Origin of the sequence: Schaalia sp. lx-260 (genome assembly GCF_021083645.1) — a bacterium.
Taxonomy (GTDB): Bacteria; Actinomycetota; Actinomycetes; order Actinomycetales; family Actinomycetaceae; genus Pauljensenia.
Genome location: NZ_JAJNRQ010000002.1, coordinates 174,962 through 200,934, shown reverse-complemented (window position 1 = coordinate 200,934; position 25,973 = coordinate 174,962). Strand labels below are relative to the sequence as shown.

The window sequence follows — 25,973 nt, the reverse complement described above, 5'->3', positions numbered from 1 at the left end:
CTAAAGAATTAATCTTCTTCTAACATTTCCAAGGTTAAAGCCGCTTCAGTGTCAGGAATTCCACGCTCATGAGCTGCTTTATCTGCCATAGCTAGCAGACGCCGAATACGTCCCGCCACCGCATCTTTTGTCAAAGGTGGGTCTGTTCGTTTGCCTAATTCTTCCAATGAGGCTTGTTTGAATTCGATACGTAAACGTCCGGCTTCTAAAAGATGCTCAGGAATATCTGAACCTAAAATCTCAAAAGCGCGTTCTACACGAGCGCCCGCCGCAACAGCAGCACGTGCTGAACGTCGTAAATTTGCATCATCAAAATTCGCAAGGCGATTCGCACTCCCCCGCGCCTCACGCCGTTCTCGACGAGCCTGCCATGCTTCATAAGTTGCTTGAGCTCCCATCGCCGCAATTAAAACCCCAATGGCTTCGCTATCACGCACAGAAACACGATCTGTCCCACGTACTTCCTTTGTTCGAGCCACAGCTCCCAGTTTTCGCGCACACCCCAGCATTGCCAAAGCAACTTCAGGTCCCGGACAGGTAATTTCTAAAGATGATGAACGCCCTGGCTCCATCAATGAACCACGCGCAAGAAATGCACCCCGCCACGTTGCAGCAGCAATCTCTTTATTCCCCGCCACCAAAGTAACTGGCAACCCTCGAACCGGGCGACCCACTGAATCAATAAGTCCTGTTCTGCGAGCTAATTCATCAGCATTCTTCACAACACGCACGACGTAGCGTTTCCCGCGACGCAAAGAACTGCCTGAGACAACAATCACTGAGGATTCTGCGTCATATAAATTCGCAAGTAACCCACGTAAACGACGCGCAGCTATCGGAGAATCCAATTCAGCTTCGATGAGGATACGACCTGCCACTAAATGCAGTCCACCTGCAAAACGTAGAGTGGCTGATACTTCCGCTGCCATTACCGCATGTTGTGTCAGAGCTGTACGAGCAAGCTCATCCTTCATGTCACTGGTTAAAGACATAAGAATCCTCCCTCTTTTACACATGCTGCACATACATGCGCTTGCAGTGAATAGCTAAGCTGACACATATGTGTATACGTGCTGCAGAAACACGTCTTCATATAGGTGTTCTACTCCCTCAGCTCATATCATCACTGCTCATCCAAAAACAATCATCACATTCTTGAGCCACATATGCACGCCGATAGATTTCTCGTGTACTTCACCTGCGAACATGGATCCATTATTTCCTCGTACAAATCAGACAAGCCATGGTTCCGCGCGGCCTACCTCACCAAGAAAACCGTCAAATGCGTCACGTAAAGCTGCAGCTAACCGTAAAGGATCATGATGCGGTTGCCCGTCGCCTGTACGTACTTGCCGTAAAAGCAAACGCGCCCCTAAAGATTCACTGGCAGCAACAAGGTCATCAACATCATCAATAGTTGTTGGGTCAGCAATAACAACATCCAATTTCAGATCCGGAGCATATTGACCCAGAACACGCACATGATCTGATGTTGTCATCCGATCTGTTTCACCACGTTGGCGTGCCAAATTCAAGACAAGAGCGCGATGAGCATTTGTTGTCACTAAAGCACGATGCAATTGTGGAACCAAAAGGTGCGGAATAACGGAGGTGTACCACGACCCGGGACCTAAAATCACCCAGTCAGCCTGTTCAATTGATTCAATCACAACGGACGGAACCGGAGGCTCCTTCGGCGTTAAACGAACGTGACAGACAGACCCTGACGCCACCGCAACTTGCGATTGTCCTTCAACGGTGTATTTTCGTCCTGCATCATCCATGTCAGCTTCAATATGTAAAGGAACTGAAGACATGGGAAGAACACGTCCAGCGGCTCCTAATAGCCGTCCAACAAGATCTAAACTTTCCACAGGGTCATCAAGAAGCTGCCACATTCCTGCAATCAGGAGATTCCCTAACGCGTGACCGTGTAAAGGCCCTGTGGTATTCAAGCGAGTTTGCATGATGTCACGCCATGTCAAACCCCATTCGCTTTCTTCACATAAGCTCGCCAGTGCCATACGTAAATCACCTGGTGGCAGCACATCCATTTCTTGACGTAGACGTCCTGAGGAGCCACCATCATCTGCCACAGTAACCACAGCGGTTAAACGTCTGGTGATATGACGAAGGGCACGCAATGTCGCAGAAAGACCGTGTCCTCCACCCAAAGCGACGACACCGTACCCGTTATCGCCACGCTGAACCCATCCAGCAGCGTCAAGGTACACCATCATTCCCTCCCTAGATCACGATGAACCACCCGTACAGAAAAACCTTTGTCCCTCAAGACGGCGGCAATACACTCACTCACAGCTACCGAACGATGCTTTCCGCCTGTGCAGCCCACTGCAATAGTGGTGAACGGCTTTAACTCGACCAGATAGCCATTCAACATAGGTGCTAAAAGATTCGCATATCCTTTGGCAAATGCGAGGGCACCGGGTTGATTTAATACATAATTCGCCACTGCTTCATCGCGTCCAGTTAAATGGCGTAATTCATCAACCCAGTACGGATTTTTTAAGAAACGAACGTCAAGCACATGGTCTGCATCCAATGGAATACCGCGTTTGAATCCAAATGATTCAACGGTGACTTTCAGAGGACGATTTCCCTCTGCCGCGATAACGTCTCGCACATGACGCGAAAGGTCATGCACATTCATATGCGTTGTGTCGATAACTTCATCAGCGCGGCTACGCAATGGTGCAAGTAAACGAGCTTCTGCGTGTATGCCGTCCAGGAGCATTCCATTACCTTGCATAGGATGGGGACGACGATTGGATTCATAACGACGTACCAGCGTAGCTGTATCGGCTTCAAGAAAGAGGATTCTGTGAGGAACACCCGTTTCTGTCAGTTGTTCCACAGTATTGATGAGTTCTGTAAAGAATGCTCGTGAACGCACGTCAATAACGACCGCTAAACGATGTACCCCTGCGCCTGCCGGAGCCATCATTCCCACCAAAGCAGGAAGCATCTGCGGCGGTAAATTATCGACAACATACCAGTCGAGATCTTCTAAAGCACGCGCTGCGCCTGTGCGACCTGCTCCCGAATATCCGGTAATAATGAGAACTTCATTATTTTGCGGTTCCTGTGCGCGCGTGTACGCATCTCGCAACGGTATCCCATCAGGAACTGTCCGAGGCGCTGGCTGATTACGTTCATTGACTTGCCCATAGTCGCGCCAAGGTTCATCCGATTGTGAAAAAGCGCTGTCTGTGCGGCTGGGATCATTTATTTGGAAAGAATCTTTCATAGCAGCATCATTTTATTCGATGAGTCACAGTAACGAGAGTGGCAGCATGGCAAGCAGTGCGTCGAGCCTGTTCAGTTGTATCTGCGTGAGTAAGTACAACACCTAGACGTCGCCCAGCTCGATTAACAGGTTTCCCAAAAATTCGCACCTGAGCACCCAATGCAAGCGCCTCTGCAATACCCGTGTACTCGGGTTTTTCTACAGATTCAGTCGATTTAATAACTGCGGAGGCACCATGGCGATTTATGCTGGTTTCTACGGGGAGCCCCATGATGGCACGTGCATGAAGATCAAATTCATTCAAATCTTGAGTAATCATGGTGACCATGCCTGTGTCATGTGGTCGTGGGGATAATTCCGAGAAATACGCCTCATCACCCTTAATAAAGAATTCCACTCCAAAAAGACCTAACGCAGGCCCGCATCCTGCATCAGCCAACGCGTCGGTGACAGCGCAAGCCATGAGCTGACATTCTTCAAGAGCAGCAGGTGATACATACGCGGGTTGCCATGACTCTACATAATCGCCCTCATGTTGACGATGTCCGATAGGTGCACAAAAAGAAGTCCGTATTTCTTTACTTTCCTGATCCCACCATCGGATTGTGAGCAGTGTAATTTCGCTGTCAAATTCAACGTTTTCTTCAACAATTACCCTACCGGTATGCGCACGCGCTCCATGTGAGGCATTTTCCCAAGCAACCTCCACCTCTTGTTCGCATGTAATACGGGTTTGCCCATGCCCTGATGAGGACATTGTTGGTTTCACAAAAGCAGGCAATCCCGTATATGCAATCGCTTCACGTACCTCATCGAGACTAGAAGCAAAACGGAAACGCGAGGTACGCACCTGCGGTAATTCTGCTACCAATGAGCGAATACGCTGACGATCCATTGTGGTGATAACTGCTTGGGCATGTGGAATCACACGCATATGACCTTCACGTTCCACTTCGGTTAAAACGTGAGTAGCAATCGCCTCAACTTCAGGAACAATGAGATCAACATTGACTTGCGCTAGAAGTTCCTTCAAAGCTTTTTCATCTGTCATATCACAGACGAAAGACTCGTGCGCTACCTGCATTGCAGGAGCATTCGGGTATGAATCAACGGCAAGAACGTAGCAACCGAGGCGTTGGAAAGAAATCGTGAGTTCTTTTCCTAATTCCCCTGAGCCTAAAAGTAAAATACGCGCAGGTAGGGATAGCGGCAATTGCTGGAGAAGGTTCATCTCATGCCTCTCTTTGTGAGGTGGGTACTTCTATTGTGCCTTGATTCAGTGCATCATGAATGGTTCTTGCAAGATTCGGTCCGATTCCTTTGATTGCAGCAATATCTTCTACCCGAGCTTGACGCAATCGTTTCAACGAACCAAATGCACGTAAAAGAGCGCTTTGCCGTTGCGGGCCAAGTCCTGGGACAGTGTCGAGAAACGAACGAGTTTGAGCATGCGTTCGTTTTTTCCTGTGGGCACGTATAGCGCTTCGATGCGATTCATCGCGCAGATGCTGCAGCATGTATAAAGACACGCTTGTGCGCGGCAGAATAATTGGAAATTCTTCGCCAGGTATCCAGATTTCTTCAAGTCGTTTTGCCAGTCCAATGACTGGAAGATCAACCCCTAGTTCCTGAAGGGTTCGCTGCGCTTCATTAACTTGAGGCAATCCCCCATCCACCACAATAAGGTCAGGCGCATAGGAAAATCTGCGTTTTTTCCCTGTATCAGGATCAATTGCTCCACTGCGTATGACAGATGCAGAACTTTCTGTATCGTGAGGGTTTTCTTCTTCGTATAGTCGATGAAAACGACGTGTCAACACCTCACGCATGGCAGCAGTGTCGTCATGCGTCATAGTGTCGTTTCCGCGAATAGCGAATGTCCGGTAGGCGTCTTTGCGCGGAATACCATCTTCAAAAACAACCATCGAACCCATTTGATGTTGCCCTTGCGTATGCGAAATATCATAACATTCAATACGTAGTGGAGGCGTAGGCAAATGAAGATTTTCCGCTAATTCTTCTAATGCCTGCGATCGTTGTGTTAAATCACCGGAACGTTTCATTTTGTGATGGGTAAGTGTTTCCTGAGCATTTGTTCGCACAGTATCAAGGAGAGCCGCTTTAGTACCCCGTTCAGGAACTTTTAATACAACTTTTGCTCCTCGTCTCATGGTGAGCCATTGAGTCAGTGTCGTAAGATCCTCAGGTTCAACTGATACTAGAATTTCTTTAGGTATGGCATGAATAGGCGTATGAACAGTATCGTCAATTGAAGAAGGGCTCACTGTGTTACGCAGCATTTGATGCCTCTGATGAGGTTCCATTACTGGGAAATCACCATAGACTTGTTCAAGTAAGCGGGCCATCAGTGCAGGTTCTTCCGCCGCATCTAATCGTGAGAGCACCCATCCTCGCGTACCTCTGATACGACCACCACGCACATGAAAGACGTAGACTGCCGCATCCAGGTCATCCGTAGCAAGTGCGAATACGTCAACGTCGGCTCCATCATCAAGGACCATTGCATTACGTTCAAGAACTGTCCGTAAAGCTGTGATGTCATCACGTAATCGAGCAGCTCGTTCAAATTCAAGGTGCTCTGATGCGTGACGCATTTCGTTTTCAAGGTGACGTATAACAGGCCCTGTCCGCCCGTCAAGGAATTGACATAGCTCACGTGCAAGTTGCATATGTTTTTCTTCAGTAATGCGACCTACACATGGGGCGGAACACTTTCCAATATCAGCAAGTAAACAGGCACGTCGTTGTGCTTGTGCTCGTCGAAATACGCCTGCTGAGCAGGTACGCACAGGGTATACGCGTAGCAGATGATCGATACTTTCACGGATAGCCCATACGTGGGTGTAAGGGCCGAAGTATCGTTCGCCTTTTTTCTTTGCGTCACGTGTGACACGTACTCGGGGGAAGCGTTCACTCAGCGACACGCTCAGATAGGGGTAGGATTTGTCATCTTTGAATACAACATTGAAGCGTGGATTAAATTCTTTAATCCAGGTGAATTCAAGGGTAAGGGCCTCTATTTCATTTGCTACTACTGTCCATTGAACACCGGCCGCCGTGGTCACCATTTGCTGGGTTCGTGGATGCAGGGCAGAAAGATCCTGAAAGTAATTCACGAGGCGCGCGCGCAAGTTTTTTGCTTTTCCAACGTAAATTACTCGATCATGCGCGTCTACGAAACGATAAACACCAGGATTTGTTGGTATTTCTGAGGTTCGGGGACGGTATGTTACTGGGTCGGCCACTCCCTAAGGGTAATAGTTTTTAAGCGAGGCCTCTCGTCCAGTTTCGTTGCTTTAACTACTGATGTCACTCTGCGAAAATCAATGTGGATAAGCAACGCATAAAACGGGGTTTTGCTCACATTATGGGCATAGATTTTCTTCAGCATAGACTCCGTAACTAGAATAATTTTGGTTAAGATTTGGTTATTTCTTGACGCTCTACCACCGAGCACAGGCTGCAATGCCAGGAAGGACACCCCGTGTTCACTACCCCCTCAGAAGTTCTTGAATACATCGAACGAGAGGGCGTCGAGTATATCGATGTCCGTTTTTGTGATTTACCTGGGGTGCAGCAACATTTCACAATTCCCGCGACAGAATTTACAGGTAACGTTTTAGAAGACGGAGTCATGTTTGATGGCTCCTCAATTCGCGGGTTCGCGCAAATCCATGAGTCTGATATGAAGCTCATCCCCGATGTCACTTCCTGCTACATTGACCCTTTCCGTGTAGCAAAAACATTGGTGGTCTTGTTCTCTGTCGTCGATCCTTTTACCGATGAGCCTTTCTCGCGCGATCCACGTCAAGTTGCCCTCAAAGCTGAAGCCTATCTTCGATCAACAGGCATTGCCGACACCTGCTACATTGGCGCAGAAGCTGAATTTTATTTATTTGATGATGTACGTTTCCGCATAGCGCCCCACGACACTTTCTTTGCCGTTGATTCTATCGAAGGACACTGGAACACCGGACGTCATGAAGAAGGCGGAAACCTCGGCTATAAAACACGACACAACAGCGGATACTTCCCCGTTCCCCCAGTTGACCACTTTGCCGATATACGAGATGTCATGTGTCGTAGGCTCAGCGATGTCGGTTTAAGTGTGGAGCGTGCGCATCACGAAGTCGGATCGGGTGGGCAACACGAAATTGGTTATCGTTTCGCACCGCTGAAAAAAGCAGCAGATGACATGATGGTTTTTAAGTACATTGTCAAAAATACGGCAATGGAATTTGGTCACACTGCAACTTTCATGCCGAAACCACTCTTTGGTGACGCAGGTTCAGGGATGCACACGCATCTATCGTTGTGGAAAGATGGCGAACCTCTGTTTTATGACGAACGTGGATACGGTTCTCTTTCAGATACAGCACGTTGGTTTGTGGGAGGTCTTTTAGAACATGCTCCTGCCTTACTTGCTTTCACTAATCCATCACTTAATTCCTATCGTCGTTTAGTTCCTGGTTTCGAGGCTCCCGTTAACCTTGTTTATTCGGCACGTAACCGTTCAGCATGTATCCGCATCCCTGTTACCGGTACTTCACCGAAAGCAAAGCGTGTGGAATATCGTGTACCAGATCCTTCAGCGAATCCATACTTGTCGTTTTCTGCTTGCCTCATGGCTGGTATTGACGGTATCCGTCGGCGTATCGAACCTGCCGCTCCTATAGACAAAGACCTGTATGAGCTGCCCCCGACGGAGTATCAAGATATCGCTAAGCTCCCCTCGTCCTTAGAAGGCGCACTTGAGGCATTACGTGAGGATCACGATTTCCTTACTGAAAGCGATGTATTTACACAGGATCTTATTGATACGTGGATTGATTACAAGGAGAAATACGAAATCACACCTATGCGATCGTATCCGCATCCTTTTGAGTATCAGCTGTACTACGACTTGTAAAAATTCATCTGGGTCAGTACTCATACACACCAGCAGATCACAGGTTTATCGCTTGTATAGCCCCTTATACGCCTACTCCTAGTGGGAAATATAAGGGGCTATCGCTCTTTTTAGCTGAGGCCTATGACAAGGCTTATGGGACAAACAGCCTGATCGTGTTGATTTTTGGGGAGGGTTTGTGGTTGAACTGACAGATCGCCCTTCCTTTCTCATGCCTTAATTTCTGTGAAAATCAGGCATTTTACGCACATTTACCCAATATGTAGCAAGTGTTTCATCCCATATGTAAGGTATCGTTCTTCACGCGCGCCTTATCGGCAAACAGCTCAACAGACACCTAAACTATCTAGTGTTCAGATTTTTAATTGTTGATTATGTGGGGGTCATATGAAACGGCATAGGGATGGCACCTGGTCTGAAAAAGCTCGCTTTACCCTTGACTCAAAAGACACAATCCCTTCGCTTTTTTTACGTCGCGCGCACATGCGGCCCAATGAAGTTGCCGTCGAAGAACGCTCAGAAGTAGGCGCCTCACAACACCTGACAACAGCACAAATCCAGCAAGATGTTGATGACATAGCCAAAGGACTGATTGCTCGCGGCATACAACCGGGACAGACAGTTGGAGTCCTTTCTGCTACTTCCTATTCGTGGATGCTCCTGGACCTAGCAATCCTCAGTATCGGCGCTATTACCGTCCCGATCTACGAATCAGACTCCGCTGCGCAGATACGTCATATCCTTGAAGATGCAGGTATCGTCTACGTCGTTACCGCTACACTTCAACAAGCTGACCTTGTCAGTTCAGTAGCAACTCCACATGTTCTCGCAATCGAAGCCGTTGATTCTGGAGCTATACGCAACCTCATTACTGCAGGGCAAAACACAGCATCACAACTGCTCTACCAACGTCGTGCACTTATCGACATTGATGACATGGCAACCATTATCTATACCTCGGGTACTACAGGGAAACCTAAAGGTGTCATCCTGACACATCGCAACTTTGTTGCCCTGATACGTTCCATTCAACAAGCGCTTCCTGAAGTTGTTCAAACAAAAGAAACACGTTTACTTCTTTTCCTGCCGCTTGCGCATGTCTTTGGACGTTTTGCAATGCATCTCGTTCTCGCTGGATCAGGTGTTATCGCCTTTTCTCCTGACGTGAAAAGGCTACTCCCCGATATTGAGGCATTCCAACCCTCTGTGCTGTTAGCTGTTCCTCGTGTCCTTGAAAAGGTCTACAATGCCGCCGCAGCAAAAGCGGGAGGTGGCCTTAAAGGGAAAATTTTCTCGTGGGCAGCTCATCAAGCTCGCCGTTACACCACCAAATCACATACACGACTAGGTCCTTCACCTTTACTCAGACTACGTCACCTTGTGGCAGATAAACTCGTCCTCCACAAGATCCGTGACCTCTTGGGTCCACGACTCAAATACGTAATTTCTGGAGGCGCGCCACTGACCACTGACCTCATCCGCTTCTATGAAGGTATTGGCCTCACAGTTATCCAAGGCTACGGTTTATCAGAAACCACCGGCCCAATTACCGGTCAGTGGTTGGGGAATAATTCTATTGGCACAGTCGGCTCAGTTCTTCCTGGGAACAGCATTAAGATCGCACCCGACGGGGAAATACTCATGAAAGGTCTTTTTGTTACTCCTGGGTATTTCAATCTCCCTCAAGAAACCGCAGCCGCAATACGGGACGGCTGGTTCCATTCCGGCGACCTTGGAAGTATTGATAAACGCGGGCAACTCACCATTACGGGACGCAAAAAAGAACTGATTGTCACCGCTGGTGGGAAAAATGTCTCCCCCGAAGTCTTAGAGGATCAGCTGGCTACCCATCCCCTCATCGGCACGATAATTGTCGTGGGGGAAGCACGCCCGTATATCAGCGCCCTCATTACCCTTGACCACGATATGCTTCCCATTTGGTTGAAAAATCATGGTTTACCACCGACAGGTATTGCTGAAGCAGCTCATTTACCAGAGGTACGAGCCTCGTTAGACCGTGCCATTGCGAAAGCAAATAAATCTGTTTCCCGTGCTGAATCAATACGCCGTTACCGCATTATTGATGCCATGTTTACCGTTGATAACGGCTACCTTACTCCTTCATTGAAACTGCGACGTTCTCGGGTACTCGCAGACTTTGCTCACGAAATTGATGCGCTTTATCGTGAAGGCGAAGCGGAAAAACGCAACGGTAAAAATCGTTAATACGTACCACTCATAACAACACACAGGGACCATTTGCACCACACCCGTGCTGGAAAGGAAAAACTCATGGCTCTGCGTCGACTCGACGATACTACATGGGAAAATACTGCAACACGTACAGTGGATCCACGCTGGAATCTACCAAAAATGCTCCTTCAACGTGCTGAGGAGCATCCAGGGCAAATAGCTATTGAACGGCGTACCGATGTCGGTGGCTGGCGCAGAGTCTCCATTAATGAATTCACACGTCACGTTGAAGATGTGGCACGTGGGCTCATCGGCCTTGGCCTTAGCGAAGGCGAACATTTCGCTATCTTGGCACCGACTTCCTACGAATGGGCGCTTTTTGACCTTGCAGCATTATCATGTGGTGCGATCACTGTTCCAATCTATGAAACAGACTCCGCTGCACAAATAGCACATATCCTACAAGATGCTGATGTCACTATGGTTGTGACAGCCACATCACAGCAAGCTGATCTTGTGGAATCTGTACGCACACCGAAACTACGGCAAATACTGTCACTCGATCGCGGTGCTGAGCGGGAGATCGCAACTGCTGCAAAAAGTATCGCCCCATTGGAAGTGGAAGAACGTTCTCACCGTGTAGGCCTTCACGATGTTGCAACTATTATTTACACTTCAGGTACAACAAACCGTCCAAAAGGTGTTGTTCTCACGCATGGGAATTTCATTGAAAGCTTTGTGCAGGCTCATGATTTCCTGCCTATGCTCATCAATGAGCCAAAGTCACGTACCTTGCTGTTTTTACCGGTTGCTCATGTACTTGCACGCTTCGTTATGTACGCAGTTCTTACTGGGCAGGGCCGTATTGCTTTCTCGCCGGATACCCGAAATCTCCTATCAGATATTTCCACATTCAAACCCACTATGCTCCTTGTTGTTCCCCGTGTTCTTGAGAAGGTCTATAACGCGGCTTCAACTAAAGCCGGCGGTGGTCTCAAAGGCACTATTTTCTCGTGGGCAGCACAGCAAGCACGCGAAACCTCTCAAGCGAATGCCTATGTCACACCGCAACAGGTTGAACATACGAATCGTGTCAGCGGAATTAGCGCCGATACTTCAGTGGTTAATGATGGGACAACTCATGCGTCCCCTGGTTCTTCTGTGAGCTTACGTCTGCGGAAAAAACTTGCAGACGCTATCGCTTTACGTAAAGTCAAAGCTGTTCTTGGACCGAATTTACACACCATTATTTCGGGAGGTGCTCCCCTAGCCCTTGATTTAGCGCATTTTTACAGGGGACTTGGGATTACCCTCTTACAAGGGTATGGGTTATCGGAAACAACTGGACCTATTACAGTTGAAATACCAGAAGATTTCCCACCGGACTGTGTGGGATTCCCGTGGCCTGGAAATAAGATCCGTATTGCTCCTGATGGGGAAATCCTCCTTCAAGGCGTATCTGTTACTTCTGGGTATCACAATCTTCCTGAAGAAACAGAAAAAGCTTTCGTAGATGGTTGGTTCTGTAGTGGTGACTTGGGTGCGTTTGATGATTCTGGGCACCTTCGTATCACGGGTCGTAAAAAGGAACTCATTGTGACAGCGGGAGGAAAGAACGTATCTCCTGAGGTCCTTGAAGACTCTTTACAAACCCACCCTTTAATCTCGCATGTCATTGTTGTGGGCGATCAGAAGCCTTATATCGGCGCATTGATTTCTTTAGATAGTGAAATGTTGGGGCCTTGGTTAGCGAGTAAAGGTTTGCCTGACGTTGATCCTGCGAAAGCCGCTGATTTGCCGCAAGTACGTGAATCTTTGGAACGGGCTATTGCGCGAGCAAATCGTAAAGTATCCCGCGCTGAATCAATTCGCCGTTACCGTATTGTTAATGTGCTCTTTACTGTGGAAAATGGCTATTTAACACCCTCGCTCAAACTGAAACGTCGAGCTGTTTTACGCGATTTTGCTGCTGAAGTAGATGCTTTGTACGCGGCAGGGGAAAATAACCGATGAGCACAAAAGACCGCCCTGTTGCCCTCATCACGGGTGCTACACGAGGACTGGGTTTAGCTATTGCGCAAGAGCTCAGTACTGACCATCACATCGTTATTGGTGGTCGTAACGAAGCTCAAGTACGTGCTTGCGTGGATTCTTTCCCCAGTGCTTCACCTTTCATTGCGGATCTCACTATTCCTGAAGAACTTAAACGTGCGTATGCTCAGTTTGAGAATTTAGGACTGCCTTTGGATGTACTCATTCATAATGCAGGTGTGGCTGCACGCAGAACCGTTGCCCATGCGAGCCATGAAGATTGGTCGCAGATACTTGCAACAAATGTGATAGCAGTTGCAGACCTCACGCGTCTAGCTTTGCCTCTATTACGCGCTTCACAGGGTTTGGTTATCACTATTAATTCTGGTGCTGGGGTTCGAGCCTATGCAGGTGATACTCCTTACTGCGCTTCAAAATGGGCTTTACGTGCTTTCACTGAGTGTTTACGTGAAGAAGAACGCGGGCGGGTCCGAGTATGCTCGATACATCCTGGTCGTATTGACACTGACATGCAAAAGCATCTGTGTTTAGCAGCGGGTGACACGTACAATTCGGCTGACCATATGCCTCCTGCTGAGGTGGCCCGCACGGTAAGGCTTGCTGTCTCTTTCCCTCACACAATGAATGTGGATGAGCTGCGTATTCGTACGACAGAACCAAAGTAGCTCCCCTTTTATTGGAGAAATTCTGAGCCGTCCCCGCGTTACCTGTAGGTGTGCGGGGACGGCTAAAAATTGGGAAACTACTCTTGATTTTGGGTGCGTTCTTGTTCTTTTCGCAGAATCTCGCCTAAATACTGTCCAGTGAAAGATTCTGGTACCAAGGCAACATCTTCAGGCGTACCTTCAGCAACAACATGCCCACCACCTGAACCACCTTCAGGTCCCATATCAATAATCCAGTCAGCACATTTAATCACATCAAGATTATGTTCAATGACGATCACTGTATTGCCTTTATCCACCAGAGATTGCAAGACAAGAAGTAATTTGCGTATATCTTCCGAATGTAAACCTGTTGTGGGTTCATCCAAAACATACACGGTACGACCATTTGATCGGCGCTGTAGCTCTGAGGCTAACTTCACGCGCTGTGCTTCACCACCTGAAAGTGTTGTAGCTGATTGTCCTAAACGTACATATCCCAGCCCTACTTCAACAAGAGTATTCAGGTGGCGGGCAATACGACTCACCGGCGCAAAAAACTCAGCAGCTTCAAGAATAGGCATATTCAATATGTCTGCCACATTCTTACCTTTGTACAGCACTTCCAATGTTTCACGGTTATAGCGCGCGCCATGACACACTTCACAAGGAACATAAACATCCGGAAGGAAGTTCATTTCAATGCGTAGTGTTCCATCACCTTTACATGATTCACAGCGCCCACCTTTGACATTGAAAGAGAAACGACCAGGACCGTAGCCACGCATTTTTGCTTCTTGAGTTTGAGCAAATAGTTGTCGAATATGATCCCACACGCCTGTATAGGTAGCTGGGTTCGAGCGCGGAGTACGGCCAATAGGTGACTGATCGACGTGTACTACTTTATCTAAGGCTTCTGTCCCCACAACAGAGCGATGTCGCCCAGGAACTAAACGCGCACCATTCAGGCGTGTAGCCAAAGAACGATACAAAATATGGTTGACTAATGTGGATTTTCCTGAACCAGAAACACCAGTGACCGCAGTAAAACATGACAGGGGAAATGAAACCGTCACATTATCCAAGTTATGTTCACGTGCGCCTTTTACTGTCACCATACGCTGAGGATCAACAGGACGACGCTCACGAGGAAGCTCAATGCGGCGATGACCAGATAAATACTCCCCTGTTATTGATCGTCTATTACGACGCAGATCGTCGAGGGTCCCTGAATGCACTACCCATCCTCCGTGCTCACCGGCACCAGGCCCAATATCAACAATCCAGTCAGCGGCCTCCATCGTTTCTTCATCATGTTCGACAACAATTAATGTATTACCTAAATCACGTAGTTTTTCCAGTGTGTGTATAAGTCGACGATTATCACGCTGATGTAAACCGATAGAAGGCTCATCTAAAACATAAAGAACACCAACAAGTCCTGATCCTATTTGTGTTGCCAAACGAATGCGCTGCGCTTCGCCTCCGGAAAGTGTTCCTGCAGAACGTGACAACGTCAGATAGGACAATCCCACATCAAGTAGGAAATCAAGACGGGCGTATATTTCCGTCAGAATTGGAGCAGCAATCGTTGAAGATCGCCCATCTAATGCGAGATCTGTCAAATGCTTACGGGCTTCAGCAATTGATAAATCTGATAACTCCGCAATGGATAAACCACCGACGGTGACAGCAAGAACTTCTGGTCGTAAACGTGCGCCACGACAGGTTGGACACGGGACTTCACGCATATACGCATCCAGCTTGTCTGTGACAATCTGCGATTCTGTTTCACTGAGTTTACGTTCAATATAAGCAACAGCCCCCTCGAAACCTGTTGTATAGCTGCGCTCACGTCCCCAGCGGTTACGAAATTTGACTTTTACTTCATAGTTTCGGCCAAAAAGTATGGCTTCTTTAACTTCCGTACTTAAATCTTTCCACGGAGTCGTTACATCAAAATCTAATTCTTTTCCTAAAGAGGCCAATAATTGTGCATGATATTTATTATGAGCTGGCCAGACGCTCACTGCCCCCTGCGCTAAGCTCAATTCTTCGTCAGGAACAACAAGTTCCGGATCTACCTCTGAACGCATACCAAGACCAGTACAATCCGGACACGCACCATAGGGTGCATTAAAAGAAAAGGTACGCGGTTCCATTTCGTCTAACGACAAGACGTGATCGTTAGGGCAAGATCGTTTTTCTGAATAGCGACGACGGCGCTGCGGATCATCCTCATCTTTATCAACACAGTCAATGATGACTAACCCATCAGCTAAACGTAAAGCTGTTTCAACTGAATCGGTGAGACGCCGACGTATCCCTTCGCGGACTACTAAGCGGTCAATCACCACTTCAATGGTGTGTTTCAGTTTCTTTTCTAGTGTCGGAGGATTTTCTAAACGAATCATTTCCCCGTCAATGATGGCACGCGAAAAACCTTGTTGCTGTAATTCCTGTATGAGATCATGGTATTCACCTTTACGTCCACGTATTACAGGTGCAAGAACTTGGAAACGTGTGCCTTCTTCGAGAGCACGTACACGATCCACAATTTGCTGAGGCGTTTGTGCTTGTATACGTGAACCGCATTGCGGACAGTGAGCTATACCTGCACGCGCATACAAAAGACGCAAGTAGTCATGTATTTCAGTAATTGTGCCAACAGTTGATCGAGGATTACGTGATGTGGACTTCTGATCAATAGAAACAGCCGGCGATAAGCCTTCAATAAAATCAACATCTGGTTTATCCATTTGCCCCAGAAACTGACGCGCATAAGAAGATAAGGACTCAACGTAACGTCGTTGTCCCTCAGCGAAAATAGTGTCGAAAGCAAGCGATGATTTTCCCGAACCTGACAACCCTGTAAAAACAATCAGTGAATCACGAGGTAAATCAACATTGATATCTTTCAGGTTATGTTCCCGCGCACCGCGGACGATCAGCTCATTATGCACTCTTTTATTTTAGCGACTCATATTCCCACACGTCGTACATGTGTTCTATTCCACGGTGCTATTACTTAGGCCGTGAGCACATGATTTATAAGCGCACCGGCAACAAGATGCGGATATTCTATGGCGAGCATATGTCGCGCACCGCCGATAACAAGGGAGTGAATATCTTGCGCAGGATTCACGTCGCGCATATGTTGAACAAGTTCATGACATGCTTCTGCATTAAAACCAGCATCTTCAGAACCAGCCATCACAAGGACAGGGCTTGTGAGCTCTGATAACCATGGTCTTGCATCCGTTGAGCCTAAAATATCGCAACATTGGATATAGCCCTGCGGATCGCACTCGGCATATATTCGCTCAATATCCTGAACACGAGCCGCGCCTCTTCCCTGACGAAATACGTCAGAAAACCAGCGAATCATCGTGTCATTAATCAGAGGTTCTACTCCGTTTTCTTCAACACTTTTCACCCGATCATGCCACAGGGTCGGTGAGCCCGCAGAGGGTCCCGAAGCCATTGTTGTGACTGAGCGGATTCGTTCACCCAAAAAATGCGGTGCTGATAAAGCAACAAGGCCCCCAAAAGATAAGCCGGCAATGTGAATATCATCGATTTCCTGTTCATCAAGAGCAGCCGCAAGCCCATACACAATATCTTTCATTTGTAGCTTGTCAGTGGCCGATGGAGAATCGCCATGTCCTGGCAGATCATAGGTATAAACCTGAAGCCACGGTGTCAGCAGCGGAAGCAGCTCATCCCACATCCGGTGGCTTGATCCTAAAGAATGTCCTAGTACAAGCGTTGGCCGACTAGAATCTTCGTGTTCACAGCTCATACCGTTAGCGCAAGTTGCATATGTCAGAGCAGGTTTCCAGAGAGTATCCACATGTTCTATTGTGCCTGAGGGTACAGAAAAACAATAGGGTAATCGCAGTGGGTTCAGAAAAAGCCCTCTGCACATTTATACACTCTGCGCAGGAAAGGACCTTCACATGCGTTGTGTGAGGGAATCCTTACGATGTGCGATATACATATTCAGCCGGTAGGCCACTTCAATAAGCGCACATTCACACAGTGAAACCAACAGAATCACCATCCATGTATCCGGCGTTGGCCACATAAGCGCAAAGAAAGCACGCGTAGGTGGTAAAAGGATTCCACCAATTGCGCTCCCCGCTACAGTAACTAAAAGAATGACACGCCAGAGAACCAACGGACGCGCAGTGATTGAAAGCAGCCACAGCCCACCCGCCATCATTGTCACAGTCGCTGCAGTTGCTGCCTGAGGGCTTCCTCCACCTATCCACCAGTTCACACCCAAAGCAGCGCACGCCATAATAAAACCAGCCGGTAAAGCCATACTCAGAGTACGGCTCAAGAAACCTGATATATAACGCCGAGTATTAGGCCCTAAAGCAATAAAGAAAGCCGGAATACCGATAGTCAAGGATCCAATATACGTGTAGTGACGCGGTAAGAAAGGGAATCGCCACGATAATAATGCTGTTAAAAGCACCAAAACCGTTGCGTATGTTGTTTTGGCAAAAAACAGGGCAGATACTCGCTCCATATTGGCGATGATTCGCCGTCCCCGAGCAACAACTTCCGGTAACTGTGAGAAACGACCATCCAGTAGGACTATCTGTGCAACTGCTTTTGAGGCACGTGCGGCGTTACCCATTGCGATACCAAGGTCTGCTTCTTTCAGAGCTAAGGCATCATTAACACCGTCACCAGTCATTGCCACACAATGATTTTCTGATTGTAGGGCAGAAACCATCGCACGTTTTTGTTCAGGTGTCACGCGCCCGAATACATCATGGTCACGAATTGCTTCAATAAATTCTTGGCTATGCAGATCAGCCGGCAGATCACGTGCATCACAAGCTCGTGCTGCTTGACCATCAGGTCCCATCAGGCCAAGTTGATGCGCGAGGGCCGCAACTGTACGTGGATTATCACCTGATATGACGCGGACACGCACTTCCTGATCGGCAAACCACTGCAAAGTTTCACGCGCATCATCACGAAGTTCTTCTTCAAGGATGACAAGAGCAACAGCTTGCCGTGTGGCAGGAAGTTCTTCCCCCAATATTTGTTCATCAGCATGGACGAGCGCAACTACTCGACGTCCGGTATCAGCAATAGCAGATACCTGTTCTAATACTTGTGTTTGTGTGACCACAAGTTCAGGAGCACCAAATATCCACGTACCATGCGTAGGTGCTGACCACGCTGACCATTTACGTGCAGAAGAAAAAGCCACCACCGTATGTTGAGGATCTGTTAGTGGTTTTTCATCTGCGTAATACTGCGCTATAGCCTCGGCAGTAGGATTCGTAGAATCGACATTGAGCGCCGTAAGTACTGCTCGCACATCCTTTTCCGCATACTGTGAATTCACTGTCAGAACAGAAGAAACACGGATACCACCTGTCGTTAATGTGCCTGTTTTATCCAAACATAAGGCATCAACACGGGCAAGAATCTCTACGGCAGGAAGTTCTTGCACAAGAACATTTTTTCGAGCCAATGCTGCCGCGCCTATTGCGAAATTCATTGATGTCAGCAGAACTAGACCCTGCGGAATCATTCCCACAACAGCTGCCACAGCAAGAACAAGTGCTGTTGCCCATGTGCCATGGAATCCTTCACCTACTATCCGTGTTTGTGTCCACACTGTGACAACGACAATCGGCAGGATCGCTAATGAAATAGCCCGAAGAACATGATTCACACCAGTCTGTATTTCTGACACAGCGACCGAAAATTCACGTGCTTGGCGAGCTATTCCTTGAGCATAAAGGTCCTCACCAACAGCGGTCGCACGTATCAGACCTTTACCAGCAACAACGGAAGTTCCTGCCAAAACCTGATCTGTCACTTTTTTACGTACAGGCCGCGATTCACCTGTGAGCATGGATTCGTCTACTTCAAGCCCCTGGCTTTCCAGCAGGATTCCATCTGCGCAAATTTGATCGCCTAAAGCCACTTCAATGAGGTCGTCGAGAACAACTTCTTCGATACCTAGCTCATGGATCCCATTCGACCGGCGTACATGTGCTCGCGGCGCGTCCACAATTGCTAAAGCATCTAATGTTCGTTTTGATCGCCACTCAGAAAAAATACCGATTGCGGCGTTTACGATCATGACAACACTGAAAACCACGTCCTGCACGTGCCCGAATATGAGGATGATGAGTGCTGCAACGGTCAATATGCCGTTAAAAAGAGTAAAAACATTTGCTCGGATAATTGATACGAGTGAGCGCGATGTAGTGAGTGAAACCGTATTTATTTGCCCCATCTGCACGCGTTGTGCAACGTCTTGTTCAGATAAACCCGCATAAACATGTTCTTGATCGCTCATATGGTCATCCTTTGGTTTCATTCGGTAGCACTCCGGGGTCTCATGGCACAGGAATGTCCAATACGGTTTCGCTGTTTTTATTTATTCTTTTTCCTCTGAGGAGTCTATATGCTCGGCACTTCGACGCACTTTCCACATGGAAGCAGCAATTGTGATAGCTATGGCGGTAAGGATAAAGGTCAAAGAAAAAGCGATTCCAAATTCGGGAACGAAATGGATTCCCTGACCGTTATTAATGAAAGGCAGGGTGTTTTCATGCAAAGCATGGAAGATGAGCTTAATACCGATAAATCCAAGGATCGCAGCAAGCCCATAATTCAGGTACACCAGACGTTCCAATAAACCGCCAATGAGGAAGTAGAGTTGCCGCAGTCCTAATAAAGCAAAAGCGTTTGCCGCAAAGACAAGATAAGGTTCCTTCGTTAAACCAAAGATCGCAGGAATTGAATCAAATGCGAACATGATGTCAGCCGACCCCAAAGCGAAAACAACAAGCAGCATGGGAGTAAGGTATGTTTTTCCGCCATGACGGTAGAGGAATCGTTGCCCCATAAAGCCATCTGTTACAGGGAATACGCGGCGGACTGTCCGGACAAAACGATTTTCATGGTATTCCTCGTCATCTGTTGAGGATGGGGTTTCACCGAGTTGGCTCCATGCAGTCCATAAAAGCCACGCGCCAAAAATAAAGAAAACCCAAGAGAAACGTTCAACCAGTGCTGCGCCTAACAAAATGAAAAGAAGGCGGAAAACAAGGGCTAAAACAATTCCCGATAGTAATGCTTTTTGCTGGTATTCCCGTGGCACATGGAAAGAAGCCATGATGATGATAAAAACAAAAAGATTATCTAGCGACAGTGATTTTTCAGTTAAAAATCCGGCAATATATTCACCGGCATACTGTGGCCCGTACACAAAGAAAATAACGAAAGTGAATGATAAGCCTAAAAGGGTGTACCCCAGTGACCACCATGCAGCTTCACGCAAAGTTGGAGCATGCGGAGTGCGTATATGACCGAAAATATCAACTGCTACAAGGACAACGATAACGGCAGCAAGAGCGCACCATCCAAGAAAATGAACATCCATTGAAAAATGGGACCTCTCATGTACGGGGAGTTAAACGAGGTCTGTTCCCACCTTTTATTTAAAGGCGATGACACCGGGTAAAACCCTAGGCAAGGGCTTACTACCGTACTGACGGCACCATACTTGTTGGGATTACTCCCCTCGGTGATAGATACTAGCGATAAAATGAACAGAGTGCCTTATCAAAAAAGGTGGTTATAACCACGTATACCCTTTGTGATTGAAAATGCAGGTGTATGAGGGACAACTCGGGGCATTCCCTGAGCAGCTTATGTGGATTCAGCCGATAGACTAGCGTTTATGGCTTCATTAATAACTTCGCCCTCTGCCATATGGATGGCAGTAAAGGATGCTTTCTTTGGCTCCCCTACTGCTCCCCTACGTTTGCAGGCGATGACGAGGCCGTTAATTCCCTCAGCGGTATGTCGTGCAGCAGGAGTCAATCGTTTAGCTGAACTTGGTAGACGTGAGGTTAAAGAAATTAACGTGAGCGACCTTTATGATGAGGATGCTTTTGTTCATCGCTTGCGTGAAGCCATTGAAGGTCATGAATTATTATGGGTTTTCTCTGAAGCCTCCTGTGAACGTATAAGTGACTTGCTTGAACGTTATCCAGCACTTATTACGCCGCTGAATGAGGAAAAAACTTCTTGGGGAATCAACGTATATAAGATGATTTCCTTCTATCTTTCAAAGAATTCTCACGCAATTCGTAGGCTTAGCGGTGTAGATGTGAGTTCTACTCCCGTAAGATTACGGTTGTTGCTGCACGAACATCACGTGCCTGTACGTCGTTCTTCTTTGCCTATGCGCATTGTGCGTGATCCTCGTACCTGGGTATATGCGGCAATCTTTATTTATTCGTGTTTACGCGCACTTCCAGTGATTTTTGTTCCACAATTTCATGGCAGCATACTTGTTTTATGGCTGATTGACGTAGTAACAGCTATCCCGTACACATGGGGTGTTCTGGCAATGGTGACAAGTAAACGCATCCGCCAGCGTCTGGCGGGAACCCTTATTGCGATTATTACGTTCCTTGCGCCCTACTTCTATTTTTGGACACATGGCAGTGATTATCCCCTGACAGTCACCATTACAGTGACCGTCATGATTGTGGGGAGTTTTTCTGTTGAAGCCTTACGTTTTAGGCAGGAACGTCGTCTCGAACGTCTTTACGGTAGTGAATAAATTCGCGAGTACTACGCCATGCGCTAATAAGCATCAGCCAGATACCACCAACCCACCACAGAATATGCACAAGTGTCGGCCGTTGCGGGTAGGTACTTATCAAATAAATCGTTCCTCCTACCCATAAAACCGCGGCTACGATATTAACCGGCATAAGAGTTCCCACACGGAATGGGTGAACGAAAGTAATTGGCATAAGCGTCAGTATTGCCAAAACCACGCAGAAAATAATGTTGATAACCGGGCCGGTGTGCATAATCCACATGATGATTGCTACAACATTCCATGCTGCGGGGAATCCCATGAAATAGAAGTCATGCGTCTTCATTGCTGTGTTGCAGTAACAGAACATGGATGATGTGCAAATCAAGACGAAAATAAGCATTGCTGCCCACGGTGGCCCCAGGGGGATATGCAGGTACATGAAGGCAGCGGGAATAAATGTCCATGTCAGGTAATCAACGATCAGGTCGAGTGCTTTACCATCAAAATGAGGTGCCCAACGAGTAACATCGGCTCGCCGCGCGAGTGTCCCATCAATACCATCGACTATCAGTGCCACTGCCAGCCACATCCACATTAAAGATGGGCTTTCATGAACCAGTGCAAGCATAGCGAGCCCCGCCCACATGACACCGGTCATCGTAAAAGCATGAACACCCCAGGCTGCGCATTTACGAGCAAAACACTGACCTTTTGATAATTCAGTGTAGTCCTTATGCTTTTTACCCTCAGTCACGCGTGTTCTCCTCTATCGCAGTTGAGGTAGTCAAAACATATCAATCATAGGGTACAGATTACGTATTGGATAGAGGCACGCATATAGGAGGCTACGGTCAGACATAATCTTCACCGGGAATGCGATTAATCGAATTCTTTCATCTGACGTAGTTCTTTCTTAAGTTCAGCAACTTCATCGCGTAAACGAGCTGCCAACTCAAATTCCAAATGTGTTGCTGCTGTGCGCATCTGTTCAGAAAGTTCTTCAATGAGGTCTATGAGATCACCTTGAGCACGTTGCGAAAGCTGTGATCGACGATCTGTTGCATCAGTATGCTTATTGGCGGCTTGAGAACGCGTTTTCTTTTCCTGACGATACCCAGCTTTTATCAGTGTTTCTGTATCTATTTGCTCACGTGCCAGCATATCTGTGACATCAGCGATTTTCTTACGGAGTGGCTGTGGATCGATCCCGTGTTCCGCATTAAAAGCGATTTGGAGTTCACGGCGACGTTGCGTTTCGTTAATTGCTGCCCGCATAGAATCGGTCACTGTATCAGCGTACATATGCACTTCCCCTGATACATTTCGCGCGGCACGACCAATTGTTTGAATCAAGGAACGCGTTGAACGAAGGAAGCCTTCTTTGTCCGCATCCAAAATAGATACTAGGGAAACCTCAGGAAGATCTAATCCTTCACGCAGCAGGTTAATGCCAACTAAAACATCGAAACTGCCTTGACGAAGTTCACGGAGTAGTTCTACTCGACGCAAAGTATCAATATCTGAATGTAAGTATTCAACACGGACACCACGCTCAGCCAGATATGTTGTCAGGTCCTCGGCCATACGTTTCGTGAGTGTTGTGACGAGGACTCGTTCGCTTGCTTCGGTTCGCAAACGGATTTGTTCAAGTAAATCATCCACTTGCCCTTGCGTTGGTTTGACGACAATCAAGGGATCCACTAGGCCTGTGGGGCGAATAATTTGTTCAACAACACCATCAGAACGATCCAGTTCATAGGATCCTGGGGTTGCTGACAGGTACACGGTTTGTCCGATTCTTTCAACGAATTCATCCCAACGTAAAGGACGATTATCCATCGCAGAAGGTAAACGGAATCCGTGTTCTACGAGAACACGTTTACGTGAAGCATCTCCTTCAAACATTGCACCAATTTGAGGGACGGTGACATGCGATTCATCAATAATGAGGAGGAAATCTTCAGGAAAATAATCCAATAATGTGTGAGGGGCACTCCCCGCATCACGACCGTCAATGTGGCGTGAATAGTTTTCCACTCCAGCACAACTACCTATTTCACGTAGCATTTCGAGATCGAATGTTGTACGCATACGCAATCGCTGCGCTTCAAGGAGTTTTCCTTGCGACTCAAACCACGTCAGGCGTTCATCCAATTCTTCTTCGATAGAAGCGATTGCCCTTTTCATTCGTTCTTCACCGGCCACGTAGTGTGAGGCAGGAAAAAGATACACGTGATCGACATTTTGTATGACATCGCCAGTCAGTGGATGCAGTAAAGCTAAGGATTCGATTTCGTCACCAAAGAATTCAATACGAACAGCAAGTTCTTCATATACAGGAATGATTTCCACCGTGTCACCACGTACACGGAACGTACCGCGTGTAAAAGACATATCATTTCGGACGTACTGCATGGCCACAAATTCACGTAAAAGCGCGTCCCGATCAATGAGAGTTCCGCGTTCAATTTCCACCATGCGTGCTACGTATTCTTCAGGTGTACCTAAACCGTAAATGCACGAAACAGAAGATACAACCACCGTATCATGTCGAGTCAATAATGAGTTTGTAGCACTGTGACGCAAGCGTTCGACTTCGTCGTTGATCGAGGAATCTTTTTCGATGTACGTATCAGTTTGCGGCACGTAGGCTTCTGGCTGGTAATAGTCGTAATACGACACAAAATATTCCACTGCATTTTTCGGCAGTAATTCACGAAATTCTGCTGCCATTTGTGCTGCAAGTGTTTTATTTGGTTCCATGATGAGGGCGGGCCGTTGGAGTTCTTCAATCAGCCAAGCAGTTGTCGCTGATTTTCCTGTGCCGGTTGCTCCCAGGAGTACCACATCAGTTTCCCCGTCACGTATCCGTGCAGCAAGCTCGCGGATAGCTCGGGGCTGATCTCCTGAAGGTGAATATTCTGAAACCACGCGAAAAGGGTGTTCGCTGCGAAGAATACGTTTGTTCGTCACCTCTCCAACGGTAGTATCTGATCACAGTGTCAGCATGAAGAAATCACCTACATACGCCTTGTCAAACAAAAATGAGAGCTATCCCCTACTTCCACTCATTTATCCCCTATCAATATATCCACTGTGCCCTTTCCCGTATCTTGTGTTGTTTTTGTTTGTCTATCCATTCTTTTAGCAGGAAAGACCAATATGCATCATGAGTATTCCGCCCAAGAGCGTACATAGGAAGTAGAAGATTACTGACCTATACTTCCCTAGGCGAATAAGCTCTCCTATTTCTTTTGCCAGAGTGGACCATGTTGATAGTGCTCCTGCAATACCAGTAAGCGCAAAAGCCAGGATTTCCTGTGATAATTCAGGGGCGTGGGCGCTCATAACACCGCAAAAGAAACATGCTGTCAGGTTTGCGATAAGTGTTCCCACATATGGTCCGCAATGTGCCGCAAGTGCTCGGAGTATACCGCCAATAAATCCTCCTGCACATACACAGAGTATGAGTATCATTGCTGTTTTTTCTGTAGGAGCCGATGGATTTTATCTCCTGCCCACCATGCGGCAAAGCAACTGCACATTGTGATACAGATATACAGGAATCCACTGTAATAGTTCATGTGAGCATAGGTGAGAAATATAAAAGTCGAGAAACTGGTGAATCCTCCCAAGAATCCCGTGGTGAATATCGGGTGAACACTTTGAAGAATCCCCATAAGGAAACATCCCATTACATTGATACACAACAATGAGAACGGGGCATCCACATACCAGTAGGTTGCAATAGCGTAGCGACAACACGCGCCAAGAGCAGCTCCGTAACCGATAAGTAAAGTATGACGCACACGCACAGTGTAGCGCGGGAACATTTACAGTAGATGGGATGAGGTGGTCTATACGCCGGGTTCTGTTCCGCGTTACCGTTACCGGTAACACGGTGGCGACCATCTATCTAGGACTGGTGTTACCACCAGCCTCAAGCAACCTACCCGCAGATATTGGACGAGCCGCCCGTATCATCTGCTGCTTGGTCTTGCTCCAAGTGGGGTTTACCTAGCCGACACGGTCACCCGTTTCGCTGGTGGGCTCTTACCCCACCGTTTCACCCTTACCACAAGAACTGCGGCGGTTTATTTTCTGTGGCACTATCCCGCGAGTTACCTCGGGTGGCTGTTAGCCACCACTGTGCTCTGTGGAGCCCGGACGTTCCTCGGCACTTACGTGACGCGGCCGCCCAACCACCTCATCCATACGTAATACTAACGTGCAGACAAGCACATCGGAAATGGGCTTTCTTTTCTTTCCGTTAAGAGCACATGT

The 25,973-nt window shown here is 47.6% G+C and carries 18 protein-coding genes and 1 other RNA gene; 5 read left to right on the top strand and 14 right to left on the bottom strand.

All coding sequences use genetic code 11. From position 1 onward, the window contains the following. Positions 1–8 precede the first annotated feature (8 nt). From whiA to uvrC, 5 genes are all read right to left on the bottom strand, one after another. Complete coding sequence (whiA, locus tag LRP57_RS02850) at positions 9–992, bottom strand: DNA-binding protein WhiA (RefSeq protein ID WP_231204937.1); 984 nt, start codon at positions 990–992, stop codon at positions 9–11. Positions 993–1,232: 240 nt separating this feature from the next. Next, on the bottom strand, positions 1,233–2,237 hold the full coding sequence (locus tag LRP57_RS02845) for a gluconeogenesis factor YvcK family protein (protein WP_231205232.1): 1,005 nt from the start codon (positions 2,235–2,237) through the stop codon (positions 1,233–1,235). Beyond that, positions 2,237–3,268: an RNase adapter RapZ gene (rapZ, locus tag LRP57_RS02840; protein ID WP_231204935.1), complete on the bottom strand. Its 1,032-nt coding sequence runs from the start codon at positions 3,266–3,268 to the stop codon at positions 2,237–2,239. Before rapZ ends, LRP57_RS02845 begins: the two co-directional genes overlap by 1 nt. Before the next feature lie 7 nt (positions 3,269–3,275). Beyond that, positions 3,276–4,499, bottom strand: a complete 1,224-nt coding sequence (purT, locus tag LRP57_RS02835; protein ID WP_231204933.1) for a formate-dependent phosphoribosylglycinamide formyltransferase — start codon at positions 4,497–4,499, stop codon at positions 3,276–3,278. A gap of 1 nt (position 4,500) precedes the next feature. Next, entirely contained in the window at positions 4,501–6,534 is a 2,034-nt protein-coding gene (gene uvrC, locus LRP57_RS02830; protein WP_231204931.1) for an excinuclease ABC subunit UvrC, read from the bottom strand. A gap of 239 nt (positions 6,535–6,773) precedes the next feature. Here uvrC and glnA point away from each other — a divergent pair, with 239 nt between their 5' ends. The 4 genes from glnA (at position 6,774) to LRP57_RS02810 (ending at position 13,108) form a co-directional block, all read left to right on the top strand. Next, positions 6,774–8,198, top strand: coding sequence for a type I glutamate--ammonia ligase (glnA, locus tag LRP57_RS02825; protein ID WP_231204929.1), 1,425 nt, complete (start codon positions 6,774–6,776; stop codon positions 8,196–8,198). 387 nt (positions 8,199–8,585) lie between these two features. After that, a complete protein-coding gene (locus tag LRP57_RS02820; protein ID WP_231204927.1) occupies positions 8,586–10,424 on the top strand; it encodes an AMP-dependent synthetase/ligase in 1,839 nt (612 codons plus the stop codon). A 66-nt stretch (positions 10,425–10,490) separates the two neighbouring features. Next, positions 10,491–12,404, top strand: a complete 1,914-nt coding sequence (locus LRP57_RS02815) for an AMP-dependent synthetase/ligase (protein WP_231204924.1) — start codon at positions 10,491–10,493, stop codon at positions 12,402–12,404. Next, the gene (locus LRP57_RS02810) at positions 12,401–13,108 is read left to right on the top strand and encodes an SDR family oxidoreductase (protein ID WP_231204922.1); all 708 of its coding nucleotides are present in this window, start codon (positions 12,401–12,403) and stop codon (positions 13,106–13,108) included. The genes LRP57_RS02815 and LRP57_RS02810 overlap by 4 nt, the downstream gene beginning before the upstream one ends. 77 nt (positions 13,109–13,185) lie before the next feature. Here LRP57_RS02810 and uvrA read toward each other — a convergent pair whose 3' ends face one another. The 4 genes from uvrA to LRP57_RS02790 form a co-directional block, all read right to left on the bottom strand. Next, on the bottom strand, positions 13,186–16,050 hold the full coding sequence (uvrA, locus tag LRP57_RS02805; protein WP_231204920.1) for an excinuclease ABC subunit UvrA: 2,865 nt from the start codon (positions 16,048–16,050) through the stop codon (positions 13,186–13,188). A gap of 65 nt (positions 16,051–16,115) precedes the next feature. Next, positions 16,116–16,940 carry an alpha/beta fold hydrolase gene (locus LRP57_RS02800; RefSeq protein WP_231204917.1) on the bottom strand — a complete coding sequence of 275 codons (825 nt, stop codon included), beginning with the start codon at positions 16,938–16,940 and terminating at the stop codon, positions 16,116–16,118. Positions 16,941–17,042: 102 nt separating this feature from the next. Then, positions 17,043–19,424 carry an HAD-IC family P-type ATPase gene (locus LRP57_RS02795; protein ID WP_231204915.1) on the bottom strand — a complete coding sequence of 794 codons (2,382 nt, stop codon included), beginning with the start codon at positions 19,422–19,424 and terminating at the stop codon, positions 17,043–17,045. A gap of 81 nt (positions 19,425–19,505) precedes the next feature. After that, complete coding sequence (locus LRP57_RS02790; RefSeq protein WP_231204914.1) at positions 19,506–20,513, bottom strand: TerC family protein; 1,008 nt, start codon at positions 20,511–20,513, stop codon at positions 19,506–19,508. 300 nt (positions 20,514–20,813) lie between these two features. Between LRP57_RS02790 and LRP57_RS02785 the strand changes: the two genes are divergently transcribed. Then, a complete protein-coding gene (locus LRP57_RS02785) occupies positions 20,814–21,704 on the top strand; it encodes a hypothetical protein (RefSeq protein WP_231204912.1) in 891 nt (296 codons plus the stop codon). Here the strand turns inward: LRP57_RS02785 and LRP57_RS02780 are convergent. The 5 genes from LRP57_RS02780 to rnpB form a co-directional block, all read right to left on the bottom strand. Next, entirely contained in the window at positions 21,661–22,443 is a 783-nt protein-coding gene (locus LRP57_RS02780; protein ID WP_231204910.1) for a CDP-alcohol phosphatidyltransferase family protein, read from the bottom strand. The two genes, LRP57_RS02785 and LRP57_RS02780, sit on opposite strands and share 44 nt — an antisense overlap. 125 nt (positions 22,444–22,568) lie before the next feature. Further along, entirely contained in the window at positions 22,569–24,662 is a 2,094-nt protein-coding gene (gene uvrB, locus LRP57_RS02775; RefSeq protein ID WP_231204908.1) for an excinuclease ABC subunit UvrB, read from the bottom strand. A gap of 171 nt (positions 24,663–24,833) precedes the next feature. Further along, positions 24,834–25,166, bottom strand: coding sequence for a FluC/FEX family fluoride channel (locus tag LRP57_RS02770; RefSeq protein WP_231204906.1), 333 nt, complete (start codon positions 25,164–25,166; stop codon positions 24,834–24,836). Then, on the bottom strand, positions 25,163–25,522 hold the full coding sequence (locus LRP57_RS02765) for a CrcB family protein (protein WP_231204904.1): 360 nt from the start codon (positions 25,520–25,522) through the stop codon (positions 25,163–25,165). Before LRP57_RS02765 ends, LRP57_RS02770 begins: the two co-directional genes overlap by 4 nt. Positions 25,523–25,533: 11 nt before the next feature. Next, positions 25,534–25,899, bottom strand: an RNA gene (gene rnpB / locus LRP57_RS02760) — RNase P RNA component class A. Between the last annotated feature and the right edge of the window lie 74 nt (positions 25,900–25,973).

Excerpts from the sequence above, each read along its gene's own strand:
- LRP57_RS02810 (WP_231204922.1), top strand. The coding sequence starts at position 12,401 with ATGAGCACAAAAGACCGCCCTGTTGCCCTCATCACGGGTGCTACACGA.
- LRP57_RS02815 (WP_231204924.1), top strand. The coding sequence starts at position 10,491 with ATGGCTCTGCGTCGACTCGACGATACTACATGGGAAAATACTGCAACA.
- LRP57_RS02795 (WP_231204915.1), bottom strand. The coding sequence starts at position 19,424 with ATGAGCGATCAAGAACATGTTTATGCGGGTTTATCTGAACAAGACGTT.
- LRP57_RS02770 (WP_231204906.1), bottom strand. The coding sequence starts at position 25,166 with ATGATACTCATACTCTGTGTATGTGCAGGAGGATTTATTGGCGGTATA.
- purT (WP_231204933.1), bottom strand. The coding sequence starts at position 4,499 with ATGAACCTTCTCCAGCAATTGCCGCTATCCCTACCTGCGCGTATTTTA.
- LRP57_RS02765 (WP_231204904.1), bottom strand. The coding sequence starts at position 25,522 with ATGTTCCCGCGCTACACTGTGCGTGTGCGTCATACTTTACTTATCGGT.
- LRP57_RS02845 (WP_231205232.1), bottom strand. The coding sequence starts at position 2,237 with ATGGTGTACCTTGACGCTGCTGGATGGGTTCAGCGTGGCGATAACGGG.
- rapZ (WP_231204935.1), bottom strand. The coding sequence starts at position 3,268 with ATGAAAGATTCTTTCCAAATAAATGATCCCAGCCGCACAGACAGCGCT.
- LRP57_RS02790 (WP_231204914.1), bottom strand. The coding sequence starts at position 20,513 with ATGGATGTTCATTTTCTTGGATGGTGCGCTCTTGCTGCCGTTATCGTT.
- whiA (WP_231204937.1), bottom strand. The coding sequence starts at position 992 with ATGTCTTTAACCAGTGACATGAAGGATGAGCTTGCTCGTACAGCTCTG.
- LRP57_RS02820 (WP_231204927.1), top strand. The coding sequence starts at position 8,586 with ATGAAACGGCATAGGGATGGCACCTGGTCTGAAAAAGCTCGCTTTACC.
- LRP57_RS02785 (WP_231204912.1), top strand. The coding sequence starts at position 20,814 with ATGGCTTCATTAATAACTTCGCCCTCTGCCATATGGATGGCAGTAAAG.